Source organism: Micromonospora saelicesensis (assembly GCF_900091575.1).
Lineage (GTDB): Bacteria > Actinomycetota > Actinomycetes > Mycobacteriales > Micromonosporaceae > Micromonospora > Micromonospora saelicesensis.
The window spans coordinates 296,053-308,588 of the sequence record NZ_FMCR01000006.1 but is presented as its reverse complement, the minus strand read 5'-3'; the positions used below and the strand labels follow the sequence as shown (position 1 = coordinate 308,588).

The window sequence follows — 12,536 nt, the reverse complement described above, 5'->3', positions numbered from 1 at the left end:
ATCGCATCGCCGCGCCGCCCGGCTCCGCCCCAAGATCGCGCAACATCATGGAAGTAGTGGCCTCCGCGTCGTGGGAGGCCACTACTTCCTGGTTACTGCACGATCTTGGACGGCCGGCGCGGGCGGAGCGCACGGCGCGGGCGGGCCTCAGAGGTGGTCGTCGAAGGTGGCGATGTCGCCGCGCGTCGCGTCGGTGGGGATGCGCTTCTTGGCGTCCGCGTCGCCGTAGAGCGACCAGCGCAGGAACTCGACAGACGTGTCCGAGACGACCCGCAGCGTCGCGCCGTCGCTGAGCAGCGCCCGCCCGTGGTCGCCCTTGGGCAGGCTCAGCATCGCCTTCGGCCAGGGCACCTTGTCGTACGCGGCCCTGCCCGCCGCGTACTCGACCACCTCGTCCAACTCGCCGTGCACGAACAGTTGCGGTGCGGCCGCACCGGCGAACGCGGTGCCCACACCGAGCGCCGTGCCCGCGAACACCACACCCGCGTCCAGTCGCTCGTCCCGGCTGGCGGTGAACAGGCCGATGGTGGTCACTCCGCCCGCCGAGTGCCCGGCCGCGGCCACCCGCTCGCCGTCCAACCGGCCGCGCAACGCGTCGCCGGCCCTGCCGTCCAGCGCCAGCACCTGGTCCAACGCGTACGACACGTCGGCGGGCTGGTTGAGCACGTCGAGGACGTTGTTGTCCGCGCCCCGCGAGGTGTGCGGGAACATCGGCGCGGCCACCACGAAACCCGCCGCCGCCCAGCGGGTCAGCAGCGTGGCGTAGTCGTCCGGTCGCCCACCCAGGCCGTGACTGAACATCACCACCGGGAACCGGCCCTCCGCCGCCGTCGCCGACCGCTTGGCCGCGCCGCCGGACTGCCCGGCCGCCGGGTACCAGAGCGTCGTCGGCAGCGCGCGGCCGTCCCGGTTCAGTTTGAGCTGGCGTACGCCGACCGCGAAGGCGCGCTGCGGGGCCTTCCCGGCGGGGACCTGTGGTGTCGGCGTGGCGGCGGGCTGTGGTTCGACGGGCGCCTGCTGGCTCTCGGTCTTCCTGGCGTCCGCGGAGCAGCCGACCAGACCGGCCATGAGCACGGCGCTGGCCAGCAGGGCGGGGGTGACGCGACGTGGCATGAATCCGATTGTGCCCTGTCCGGCGGGCGTGCTCGGCAGCGTTCGGCGCGGCGTGCCCATCCGCTCACCCACCGTTCAGCCGGTAGCGCCTGCCGGGCCGAGTTCGCGCAGCCGGGCCAGGTCGTCGGCGTCCTTCGGGCGGCGGGGACGTTCCGGCATCCAGACCGGGTACATCTGCTTGAACTCGATCTGGGCCGCCACCGAGATGGTCGGCGCGGTGAGCGGGCCGATCCGGCCGGGTGGGCCGGCCAGCATCCCGGCCGGCAGCGGGGTGCCGGCCCAGGATCCGGCACCGACCGTCGGTCGGCCGGCGGCATCGCGACCCAGGTACGCGAAGCTGACCTCCACGTCGGCGGCGAACAGGTCGAGCTGCGACTCCACCGGCATCCGCGGGTCGGGAAGCCAACCCCGGGCCAGCAGCAGGTCGGCCAGCCGGTCGGCGTCGTCGCGCCAGCAGTACCAGTCGACGTCGACGTGCGGGCGGGTCACCGCGCCGAGCTGGAAGTCCATCGCCCAGCCGCCGCGCAGCCACACCGGGATGCCGCCCGCCCCGGTCACGGCGATGACCTCGGCGATGCTCGCCAACTGCCGGCGCGCAAGCTCGTCCACCGCAAGACCGTACCGGTGTCGGTCGGGTCAGTGGGCCGGGCGGGACTCGTAACGGGTCAGGGTGGGGGAGTGGGCGTCGGCGGGGAGGCGGGCACCGGCGGTCCGGTCGCCGTAGAGGGTCCAGCGCAGGAAGTCGGTGGTGGTGGCGAGGACCGGGGCGAAGCCCGGGTGGCCCGGCGTGAGGTACGCGCCGTGGTCCTGACCGAGCAGGCTGAGGAACGCGGCCGGCCCGGGGGTGCGCGCGTACGCGGCCCGGCCGACCGTCACCGGCACCACCGGGTCGGCAGTGCCGTGCACGAAGAGCACCGGCGCGGCCGGCCCGGCGAAGCTGCCCGGCAGGCCACCGCCAGCGATCACGATCCCGGCGCGTAGCCGGGCCGGGTGGCCCTCGCTGAACATGCCGGAGGTGGTGAAGCCGCCCGCCGAATGCCCGGCGGCGGCGACCGAGGTCAGGTCGAGGTGCCCGGCGAGGGGGTCGACACGGCTCCGGTCGAGGCCGCCGAGATACCGGACCAGTCGCCAGGCGTCGGCCGGCTGGTGGCGTACGTCGGCCCGGGTGAAGTTCGCGGCACCCTGTCGGGTGTGCGGGTACGCGGGTGCGGCCACCACGAAACCGGCCGCCGCCCAGCGGGTGGTCAGGCCGGCGTGCAGTTCGGGGAGGCTGCCCAGCCCGTGGCTGTAGATCACCACCGGGAACCGTCCGGCCGCCACCTGATCGGTCGACGCCGGGTACCAGATCGTCACCGGCAGGGGGCGCGCCGAACGCGGATCGAGGGTGAGCGTACGCACGCCGACGGCGTACGACCCCTCGGGCGCCCGACGCGCCGACACCGGCCCGGTGGCCCCGCCGGCCACCGCCGTGGCCGGCGCACAACCAGCCAGCAGCGCTGTCACCAGTACGGCCATCAGCCGGCCCGCCCCCATCGTTCCACGGTAGGTGCCCGGGCGGGCGTAGCGGCCCCGCCGTCCGGCTGGGGTGCACCCGCCACCCGGTCGGGTCACCTCCGCCGGCCGGATCCACCCATGGGACGCCGCCGGCCGGGGACGGTGCCGCGTGACCAGCTTCGCTAGGGTCACCGGCATGCCTGAGAACTACACGGACCCCAGCGGCAACACCGAGGCGTTCCGCGCCTTCAACCAGACGCCGGAGACTGCGGCGCCGACGGAGGCCCCGTCCCGCCTGCCGCTCATCATCGGTGCGGCAGTGGTCGTCGTGGTGCTGGTGGCACTCGTCGCCTGGCTGGCGACCGGCTGACCGGGTCGCCTGGCTGGCGCCGCACTGATCAGGTCGCCTGGCTGCGGCCGCACTGAACGGGCTTTACCGACTTCGCGCGCACCCTCGGGCCTCCCGGGGGTGCGCGCCTCGAGTGGCGTCAGGCCGCCCCGACCACGTCCAGGGTCTGCCGGGCGATTTCCCGCTCCTCGTCGGTGCGGATGACGCAGACGCTCACCTCGGCGCCGTCGGGCGAGATCAACCGGTCGCCCTCGCCGTCGTTGCGGGCGTCATCCACGGTGATGCCGAGCCGGTCCAGGCCGGCCAGCGCGGCGGCCCGCACCGGCGCGGCGTGCTCGCCGACCCCGGCGGTGAAGGTGATCGCGTCGACCCGACCGAGCAGCGCGTAGTACGCCCCGACGTAGCCGGTGATGCGCCGGCAGTACACGTCGAAGGCCAGCGCTGCCGCCCGGTCACCGGCGGCCCGGCGCTCGAGCACCTCGCGCATGTCGTTCACCCCGGTCAGCCCGAGCAGGCCGCTGCGGTGGTTGAGCAGGTCGTCGATGTCGTCCACCGACAGCCCGCCCTCGCGGCGCAGGTGGAAGATCACGGTCGGGTCCACGTCGCCACTGCGGGTGCCCATCACCAGGCCCTGCAACGGGGACATGCCCATCGAGGTGGCGACGCTGCGACCGTTCGCCACCGCGCAGGCGCTGGCCCCGTTGCCCAGGTGCAGGGTGATCGTGTTGACCTGTTCGTACGGGCGGCCCAGCAGCTCGGCGGTGCGCCGGGACACGTACGCGTGCGAGGTGCCGTGAAAGCCGTACCGGCGGATGTCGTACCGCTCGGCGGTGTCCCGGTCGATCGCGTACGTCGCGGCTGCCTCCGGCAGGGTGTGGTGGAACGCGGTGTCGAAGACGGCGACCTGCGGGACGTCCGGCAGCGCCGCGCGGGCCACCTCGATACCGGCCAGGTTGGCCGGGTTGTGCAGCGGGGCGAGCGGCACCAGATTCTTGATCGCGGCCAGCACCGCGTCGTCGACCAGTACCGGTGCGCTGAACGTCCGGCCACCGTGCACCACCCGGTGTCCGACCGCCGCCAGCCCGGTCAGGTCCAGCCCGTCCAGGATCTGCCGGACCGCCTCGGTGTGGTCCGCCGGGCCGCCACCGGGCTCACCGATCCGCTCGACGGTGCCGTGGTCGAGTGCCCGGTCACCGTCGTAGCGGCGCCACTTCACCGACGACGACCCGCAGTTGAGCACCAGCACCTGACTCACGACGCCTCCTCGGTGGCCGCCTGGATGGCGGTGATCGCCACCGTGTTGACGATGTCCGGCACCGTGGCGCCCCGCGACAGGTCGTTCACCGGCCGCCGCAGGCCCTGCATGACCGGGCCGACGGCGACCGCCCCGGCGGAGCGCTGCACCGCCTTGTACGTGTTGTTGCCGGTGTTCAGGTCCGGGAAGATGAAGACCGTGGCGTGCCCGGCGACGGGGCTGTCGGGCAGCTTCGCGGCCGCCACCGCCGGGTCGATCGCCGCGTCGTACTGGATGGGCCCCTCGACCAGCAGGTCGGGCCGACGCTCCCGGACCAGCGCGGTGGCCGCGGCGACCTTCTCCACGTCGGCGCCCGCGCCGGAGCTGCCGGTCGAGTACGACAGCATGGCCACCCGGGGTTCGATGCCGAACCGGGCGGCGGTGTCGGCCGACGAGATCGCGATGTCGGCGAGCTGGGCCGCGTCCGGGTCGCGGTTGACCGCGCAGTCGCCGTAGACCAGCACCCGGTCGGCGAGCAGCATGAAGAAGACGCTGGAGGCCACCGAGACGTCCGGCAGCGTACGGATGATCTCGAACGCCGGCCGGATGGTCGCGGCGGTGGTGTGCGTGGCGCCGGAGACCATGCCGTCGGCTCGGCCGGTGGCCACCATCAGCGTGCCGAAGTAGTTGGGCTGGGCCACGATGTCGTGCGCCAACTCGGCGGTGACGCCCCGGTGGGCGCGCAGCCGGGCGTACTCGGCGGCGAAGTCGTCGCGCCACTCGCTGGTGCCCGGGTCGACCACCTGCACGTCGCCGAGGTCGATGCCCAGCTCGCGGGTGCGCCGGGCGATGTCGTCCGGCCGGCCGAGCACCGTCAGCTCGGCCACTCCACGCCGTAGCAGGATCTCCGCCGCGCGCAGGATCCGCTCGTCGGTGCCCTCCGGCAACACCAGGTGCCGGGGCTTCGAGCGGGCACGGTCGATCAGCTCGTTCTCGAACATCAGTGGGGTGACCCGCGCCGACCGGCTGACCCGCAGTCGACGGGCCAGGTCGTCGGTGTCCACACAGCGCTCGAACGCGCCGAGCGCGGCCTCCACCTTGCGGGGATTGGACGCGCTGGGCCGGCCCTCGATGCGACTGGACGCGGCCACCGTGTCGTAGCTGTCGCTACGCACGGAGAGCACCGCCAACCCCGTGTTGAGGCCCTCCACCAGCCGCATCACCCTGGGGTCGGGCTGCTCGCCGAGGGTGAGCACCAGACCGGCCACCGACACCTGCCCGGCCACGTGCGCGGCGCTCGCGGCGACGAGCAGGTCGGCCCGGTCCCCAGGCGTGATCACCAGGGCGCCCTCGGTGAGGTGGCCCAGCAGTGTCGGCACGTGTGCCGCGCCGACCACGAAGTCCAGCACGTCGCGACCGAGCGCGGTGTCGTCCCCGGCCAGCAGGGTGGCCCCGAGCGCCGCCGCCACCTCGGCCACCGTCGGCGCGGACACGCTCGGCACCTCCGGGATGGCGTACGCGGGGACCGGCAGCTCGGGCAGCGTCATCGGCTCGGTCACCCGGTTGGCGATCACCGCGAGCACCGTCGCGCCGAGGTCGGCCAGATCGTGGTAGGCCCCCCGCATCGCCGCCGCGACCGCCGCCGGCTCCTGCCCGAAGCCGTCCACCACCGGCACCACCACGCTGCCGAACTCGGTGGCCAGCCGGGCGTTGAAGGCCAGTTCCCGGGGGTGGGCCGGGTCGCCCGGCTCGTCGAAGTCACTGCCCACCACGACCACCGCAGGGCACTGCCGCTCCACCGCCCGGTAGCGCTCGACGACGGCGGAGATGAGCTGCTCCCGTCGGCCGTCGGCGACCAGCGCCGAAGCCTCGGCGTAGCTCGCCCCGGCCAGCTCGGACAGCGGCACCTCGACCCGGTAGCGCTCGCTCAGCAGGGCGAGGATCGGGTCCTGGCCGGTGTCGGCCACCAACGGCCGGAACACGCCGATCCGCCCGACCTGGCGGGACAGCAACTCCGCCAAACCGAGGGCAATCGTCGACTTGCCCCCGCCGGACCCCACGCTGGTGAGGTAAACACTCCGAGCCACGTTCCCACCCCCTGCCCGTTGATCAAGAAGTTTGCGTCAGCTCCGGCCCCCATCGTGACCGAAACTTCTTGATCACCGGGTGCGGAACGAGGTTAGGCGTCTTCGTCGTCTGGGTCGTCCAGGCGGGCCAGGTAGGTGGCCAGGCGCTCGATGGGGGTTTCGAAGTCGGGGTTGAGGTCGACGAAGTCGCGCAGGCGCTCGCCGAGCCACTCCAGGGTCACCTGCTCTTCGCCCCGGCGCTCGACCAGCTCCTCGATGCCACGGTCGGTGAAGTACATCGCGTACGTCCTCGTGCTCGGCCCGGCGCGGGCCGGGCGGTCGGGTGGGTGAAGGGACCGACGGAGCCGGGGCAGGACCGTGGTGAAACGGCCCTGCCCCGGCTTCCGTGCTCAGGTCAGGTCACGGGCGGGGGAGAGCCGCCTCGATCAGCGCGTTCTGCTCGACCTCGTGGGTCTTGGCCGAGCCGACCGCCGGGGCGGCCGCGGCCGGGCGGGAGATCCGCCGCAGCCGAACGTCCGTGAGGTGCTCCAGCAGGTTGAGCGCGACGAACGACCAGCCACCCTGGTTGGCCGGCTCCTCCTGCACCCAGGCGAAGTCCTCGGCGTTCGGGAACTGCGCGAGGGCGGCCCGGATCTCCTCCACCGGCAGCGGGTACAGCTGCTCCAGCCGGAGGATGGCGGTGTCGGTGACGCCGCGCTCCTGCCGGGCCTGGAACAGGTCGTAGTAGACCTTGCCGGAGCAGAGCAGCACCCGCTTCACCGCCTCCGGCGCCGGGGCGGCCGTGTCGCGCAGCACCGGCTGGAAGGTGCCGGTGGTGAAGTCCTCCACCGACGAGACGCAGAGCTTGTGCCGCAGCAGCGACTTCGGCGTGAACACCACCAACGGCTTGCGCTTGGGCGACAGGGCCTGGCGGCGCAGCAGGTGGAAGTAGTTCGCCGGGGTCGTCGGGATGGACACCCGCATGTTGTCCTCGGCGCACATCTGCAGGAACCGCTCCGGCCGGCCGGAGGTGTGGTCCGGGCCCTGACCCTCGTGGCCGTGCGGCAGCAGCAGGGTGATGGCGGAGCGCTGGCCCCACTTCACCTCACCGGACGAGATGAACTCGTCGATCACCGACTGGGCGCCGTTGACGAAGTCGCCGAACTGGGCCTCCCAGGCGACGAGGGCGTTGATGTTCTCCACCGAGTAGCCGTACTCGAAGCCCATCGCCGCGTACTCGCTGAGCAGCGAGTCGTGCACGAAGAACCGGGAGCGGTCACCGTCGCCGGTGAGCGACTTCAGCGGCAGGTAGTCGTCGCCGGTGCGGGAGTCGACCACCGAGGCGTGCCGCTGGACGAACGTGCCGCGACGAGAGTCCTGCCCGGCGAGCCGGACCGTGACCCCGTCGTGCAGCAGCGCCCCGAGCGCGATGATCTCGCCGAAGCCCCAGTCGATGTTGCCCTCGACGGACATCTTGGCCCGCCGGTCCAGCAGCTGCTGGATTCGCTTGTGCGGGGTGAAGCCCTCCGGCAGGTTGATGTGCGCCTCGCCGATGGCCTTGACCACTGACGCGTCGGTGGCGGTGTCGACCTGCGGCTCCGGCTCCTCCTCGCGGCGCGGCCGGTTGAGCTGGCGCGGTGCCGAGGCGGCGTCCCGGGTGGCCTTGAAGACCTTCTCCAGCTGCGCCTGGTAGTCGCGCAGCAGCTCCTCCGCGTCCTCCACGGTGATGTCACCGCGACCGATCAGCTCCTCGGTGTAGAGCTTGCGGACCGAGCGCTTCGAGTCAATGATCTTGTACATCTGGGGGTTGGACATCGACGGGTCGTCGCCCTCGTTGTGCCCGCGCCGGCGGTAGCAGACCATGTCGATCACGACGTCCTTGTTGAACGTCTGCCGGTACTCGAACGCCAGCCGGGCCACCCGGACCACGGCCTCCGGGTCGTCGCCGTTGACGTGGAAGATCGGCGCCTGGATCATCCGGGCCACGTCGGTGCTGTAGAGGCTGGACCGGCTGTACTCCGGGGCGGTGGTGAAGCCGACCTGGTTGTTCACGACCACGTGCACCGTGCCGCCGGTGCGGTAGCCGCGCAGCTGCGACAGGTTGAGCGTCTCGGCGACCACGCCCTGCCCGGCGAAGGCGGCGTCACCGTGCACCGCCAGCGGCAGCACGGTGTAGCCCTCCAGCTTGAGGTCGATCCGGTCCTGCTTGGCCCGGACGATGCCCTCCAGCACCGGGTCGACGGCCTCCAGGTGCGACGGGTTGGCCACCACCGACACCTTGACCGCGTGCTCGCCGTCGGGGGTGGTGAACTTGCCGTTCTGACCCAGGTGGTACTTCACGTCACCGGAGCCCTGCGTCGAGCGCGGGTCCAGGTGACCCTCGAACTCCGAGAAGATCTTCTCGTACGGCTTGCCGACGATGTTGGCCAGCACGTTGAGCCGACCCCGGTGGGCCATGCCGATGACGACCTCGTCCAGCCCGTTCTCGGCGGAGGACTCCAGCACCTCACCGAGCAGCGGGATCAGCGACTCGCCGCCCTCCAGCGAGAAGCGCTTCTGGCCGACGTACTTCGTCTGCAGGAAGGTCTCGAACGCCTCGGCGGCGTTGAGCCGGTTGAGCACGTGCTTCTGCTCGTCGGCGGACGGCTTCTCGTACTTGCGCTCGATCCGTTCCTGGACCCAGCGCCGCTCCTCCGGGTCCTGGATGTGCATGTACTCGATGCCGACCCGGCGGCAGTACGAGTCGCGCAGCACGCCGAGGATCTCGCGCAGCTTCATCCGCTGCCGGCCGGCGAAGCCGTTGACCGGGAACTCGCGGTCCAGGTCCCACAGGGTGAGCCCGTGCTGGAGGACGTCCAGGTCGGGGTGCTTGCGGATCTTGAATTCCAGCGGGTCGGTGTCGGCCATCAGGTGACCGCGCACCCGGTACGCGTGGATCAGCTCGTGCACCCGGGCGGTCTTGTTGATCTGACCCTCGGAGTTGACAGCGACATCGCGCATCCAGCGCACCGGCTCGTACGGGATGCGCAGCGCGGTGAAGATCTGGTCGTAGAAGCCGTGCTCGCCCAGGATCAGCTCGTGCATCACCTTGAGGAACTCGCCGGACTGCGCGCCCTGGATGATCCGGTGGTCGTACGTGCTGGTCAGCGTGATGATCTTGCTGACCGCCAGCTCGGCCAGGGTGGCCTCGGACATCCCCTGGTAGGGGGCCGGGTACTCCATCGCGCCGACGCCGATGATCGCGCTCTGCCCCTGCATGAGCCGCGGCATCGAGTGCACGGTGCCGATGCCGCCCGGGTTGGTCAGCGAGATCGTGGTGCCGGAGTAGTCCTCCATGGTCAGCTCGTTGCGCCGCGCCCGTCGGACCACGTCCTCGTACGCCTGCCAGAACTGCCGGAAGTCCATCTGCTCGCAGCCCTTGATGGAGGGGACCACCAGGTTGCGGCTGCCGTCCGGCTTGGCGAGGTCGATCGCGATGCCGAGGTTGACGTGTGCCGGGCGGAGCACCGCCGGCTTGCCGTTGGCCTCGGTGAAGGAGTTGTTCATCTCGGGGTGCTGGACCAGCGCGCGCACCAGCGCGTAGCCGACCAGGTGGGTGAAGCTGACCTTGCCGCCCCGCCCCCGGGCGAGGTGGTTGTTGATCACGATGCGGTTGTCCACCAGCAGCTTGGCCGGGACCGCGCGCACGCTGGTCGCGGTGGGCACACTCAGCGAGGCGTCCATGTTCTGGACGATCTTCGCCGCGACGCCCCGCAACGGCGTGGTCTGCGGGCCGTCGGCAGTCGGCGCGGCGGCCTTGGCGGCCGGCTTGGCCGGAGTGGCCTTCTCCGGAGCGGTCTTCTCCGGCGCGGCCTTCGGTGTGGCCGCAGCGGCAGGCTTGGCCGGCGCCGGCTGGGCGGCGGCCGGCTTGCTCGCGGTCGCCGGCTTGGCCGGGGCGCTCGGCTGGGCCACCGTGGCGGCTGCCTCCGGCTGACCGTCCGGCTCCGGTGCGGCGGCCGGCTTGTCCGAGGATTCGGCGCCGCGCGGGGTGCCCGCGCCAGGTGCCGGTCGGTAGTCGGCGAAGAAGTCGTGCCAGGCCGAATCAACGCTCGATGGGTCGGCGAGGTAACGCTGGTACATCTCCTCGACGATCCACTCATTCGGGCCGAAACCCGCCAGTGGGTTCTCCTGCGAAGTCTGCTGGGTCGACACGGCCGGTAATCGCCTCTTTCACGCGGGTTTGTGTGGCACGCGGTGGGTCCGTCGCGCCCGATTAGGAGCACGGACTAGACGGCTCCCAGGCTACGCCGTACCGATCCCGCAGGCATTTCCGCCTCGGTCCCGTGGCCGGTTTCACAGAAGATGCCAGAAGTTCGGCAACGCCTGCGCGCACCGTGTCGAACTGGTAACACCCGGCCCTCCCGCGGCCGGTCGCCGAGGGTGACGCCCGACCCCGGGGCGGCGAGCCTGTCGTCGCCGCTCCGGGGTCGCAGACGCCATCAGGCGATGTCGCGCCGCCGGGTGAGCAGAACTCCGGCAATTCCGCTGACCAGCGCGTAGCCGATCAGCACCAGGGCACCGACCCACCAGGAGGGTGTGAACTCCGAGGTGCCCTCCGTGATCATGACCTGGGATGCCACAGCGGGCCAGATCACCTGCCACTTGAGAACCGCCTGGCTGTCGAGGAGGTTCGACAGGAGCAGGAAGAGCAGCCCCACCACCTGGGTGCCGATCAGATAGAGCACTGCCGCCGTGATCACCGCACCGAGCTGGTTGGTGATCAGGGTGCCGATGCCCACACCGAGGATCGTCCAGATGGCGTAGGCCAGCAGGTTGAACAGCAGCGCCCGCTGCACCGGCCACTCACCGAGCTGAGTGCCGTAGTCGTTCGCGGACAGGAAGATCGCGCCGGCGGCCAGGTCGATGAGCGTGGTCGCCAGCCAGAACATGAAGCCGAGCAGGCTGGCGGCGACGAGCTTGCTGACGATGACCGACGTCCGCCGGGGAGTCGTCAGGAACGTCGTGGTCGCGGTCTGGTGGAAGAACTCGTTGGTGACCATCAGGATGCCGATGAGCATCACGAACATCAGCCCGAGGTACTGACCCGAGGTGTAGAGGTTCGCCGCCTGCGCCGGCGCGGTCGCCTGCTCGGCGCTGACACCGATCTCTTCGGCGTCGCCGCCGAGCGCCGTGACGGCCAACCACGCGTTGATCGCGAACGCCAGGGCGATCGAGAGGAACGCGCCGATGGCCAGCCACCACCAGGTGCTGGTGGTACGGATCTTGAGTAGCTCGGATCGGACCAGGTTCATCGGATGCCCGCCTTTCCGGCCGTCAGCTCCAGGAAGACCCGTTCCAGATCGGGCCGTTCGGTGGTCAGTTCGTGCAGCTCGACCCCGGCCGCGAGGGCGGACCGGCCGATCGTCGGGGCGTCCACCCCGCCGACCAGCAGCACACCCTGCTCGTCGGTCTCGATCGTCGCCGACTGCGCCTTGAGGGCGGCGGTCAACGCCTCGGCCTGCGGGGTGCGGACCCGGACCCGGGCGCCCTGGGCCATCGACCCGAGCACCTGGTCGACCGGACCCTGCCGGACCAACTGCCCGGCCGCGATGATCACCACGTCGTCGGCGAGGAGCTGCATCTCCGACAGCAGGTGGCTGGAGACCAGCACCGTACGACCCTCGTGGGCGAGGTTCTTGAGGAACCCACGCATCCACCGGATGCCCTCCGGGTCCAGCCCGTTGGCCGGCTCGTCGAGGATCAGCACGCGGGGGTCACCGAGCATCGCGGCGGCGATGCCGAGCCGCTGCTTCATGCCCAGCGAGTAACCCTTGAACTTGCGCTTCGCCGCCGGGGTCAGCCCGACCAGGGCCAACGCCTCGTCGGCCCGCTGCTTGGGCAGCCCGGCCGCCGCGCAGATGACCCGGAGGTGGTTGATGCCGGTGCGGCCCTTGTGCGCGCTGGACGCCTCCAGCACCGCGCCGACCTGCCGCAGCGGGGTGGCGAGGTCGGCGTACCGCTGGCCGCTGATGGTGGCCGTGCCGGCGGTCGGCGTGACCAGATTCAGCAGCATGCGCAGCGTGGTGGTCTTGCCTGCGCCGTTCGGGCCGAGGAAGCCGGTCACCCGTCCCGGCGCCACGGTGAAGGACAGGTTGTTCACCGCCCGGACGTTCTTGTACTGCTTCGTCAGACCGGACACCACGATCTGACCGTCGCTGGTGGGGCTTCGCTGCCCGTCAGTCATCGTTCTCCTCCCGTGTGTGGCGTCGAGGTACGCCGTGGCACAGCGTGACGGCCCGTG

At 71.5% G+C, this 12,536-nt stretch carries 10 protein-coding genes; 1 reads left to right on the top strand and 9 read right to left on the bottom strand.

Going from position 1 to position 12,536, the window contains the following annotated elements:
* Positions 1 to 147: 147 nt before the first annotated feature.
* From GA0070561_RS25395 to GA0070561_RS25385, 3 genes are all read right to left on the bottom strand, one after another.
* Entirely contained in the window at positions 148 to 1,113 is a 966-nt protein-coding gene (locus GA0070561_RS25395) for an alpha/beta hydrolase family protein (RefSeq protein ID WP_091406051.1), read from the bottom strand.
* Between the two features lie 75 nt (positions 1,114 to 1,188).
* On the bottom strand, positions 1,189 to 1,722 hold the full coding sequence (locus GA0070561_RS25390) for a nucleotidyltransferase domain-containing protein (RefSeq protein WP_091406050.1): 534 nt from the start codon (positions 1,720 to 1,722) through the stop codon (positions 1,189 to 1,191).
* A 27-nt stretch (positions 1,723 to 1,749) separates the two neighbouring features.
* Positions 1,750 to 2,646, bottom strand: a complete 897-nt coding sequence (locus tag GA0070561_RS25385) for an alpha/beta hydrolase family protein (RefSeq protein WP_091406048.1) — start codon at positions 2,644 to 2,646, stop codon at positions 1,750 to 1,752.
* A gap of 157 nt (positions 2,647 to 2,803) precedes the next feature.
* On the opposite strand from GA0070561_RS25385, the gene GA0070561_RS33755 reads away from it, so the two are divergent.
* A complete protein-coding gene (locus GA0070561_RS33755) occupies positions 2,804 to 2,977 on the top strand; it encodes a hypothetical protein (protein WP_167362491.1) in 174 nt (57 codons plus the stop codon).
* Between the two features lie 118 nt (positions 2,978 to 3,095).
* Here the strand turns inward: GA0070561_RS33755 and GA0070561_RS25380 are convergent, their stop codons facing one another.
* The 6 genes from GA0070561_RS25380 to GA0070561_RS25355 form a co-directional block, all read right to left on the bottom strand.
* Positions 3,096 to 4,211 (bottom strand): acetate/propionate family kinase, encoded by a 1,116-nt coding sequence (locus GA0070561_RS25380; protein WP_091406046.1) that lies wholly within the window; start codon positions 4,209 to 4,211, stop codon positions 3,096 to 3,098.
* Entirely contained in the window at positions 4,208 to 6,277 is a 2,070-nt protein-coding gene (pta, locus tag GA0070561_RS25375) for a phosphate acetyltransferase (RefSeq protein ID WP_091406044.1), read from the bottom strand. The genes GA0070561_RS25380 and pta overlap by 4 nt, the downstream gene beginning before the upstream one ends.
* Positions 6,278 to 6,369: 92 nt before the next feature.
* The gene (locus GA0070561_RS25370) at positions 6,370 to 6,555 is read right to left on the bottom strand and encodes a DUF6104 family protein (RefSeq protein ID WP_030490374.1); all 186 of its coding nucleotides are present in this window, start codon (positions 6,553 to 6,555) and stop codon (positions 6,370 to 6,372) included.
* A gap of 121 nt (positions 6,556 to 6,676) precedes the next feature.
* Entirely contained in the window at positions 6,677 to 10,447 is a 3,771-nt protein-coding gene (locus tag GA0070561_RS25365; protein ID WP_091406042.1) for a multifunctional oxoglutarate decarboxylase/oxoglutarate dehydrogenase thiamine pyrophosphate-binding subunit/dihydrolipoyllysine-residue succinyltransferase subunit, read from the bottom strand.
* Between the two features lie 287 nt (positions 10,448 to 10,734).
* Positions 10,735 to 11,547 (bottom strand): ABC transporter permease, encoded by an 813-nt coding sequence (locus GA0070561_RS25360; RefSeq protein ID WP_091406040.1) that lies wholly within the window; start codon positions 11,545 to 11,547, stop codon positions 10,735 to 10,737.
* A complete protein-coding gene (locus GA0070561_RS25355; RefSeq protein ID WP_091406038.1) occupies positions 11,544 to 12,479 on the bottom strand; it encodes an ABC transporter ATP-binding protein in 936 nt (311 codons plus the stop codon). Before GA0070561_RS25355 ends, GA0070561_RS25360 begins: the two co-directional genes overlap by 4 nt.
* Positions 12,480 to 12,536: the final 57 nt, after the last annotated feature.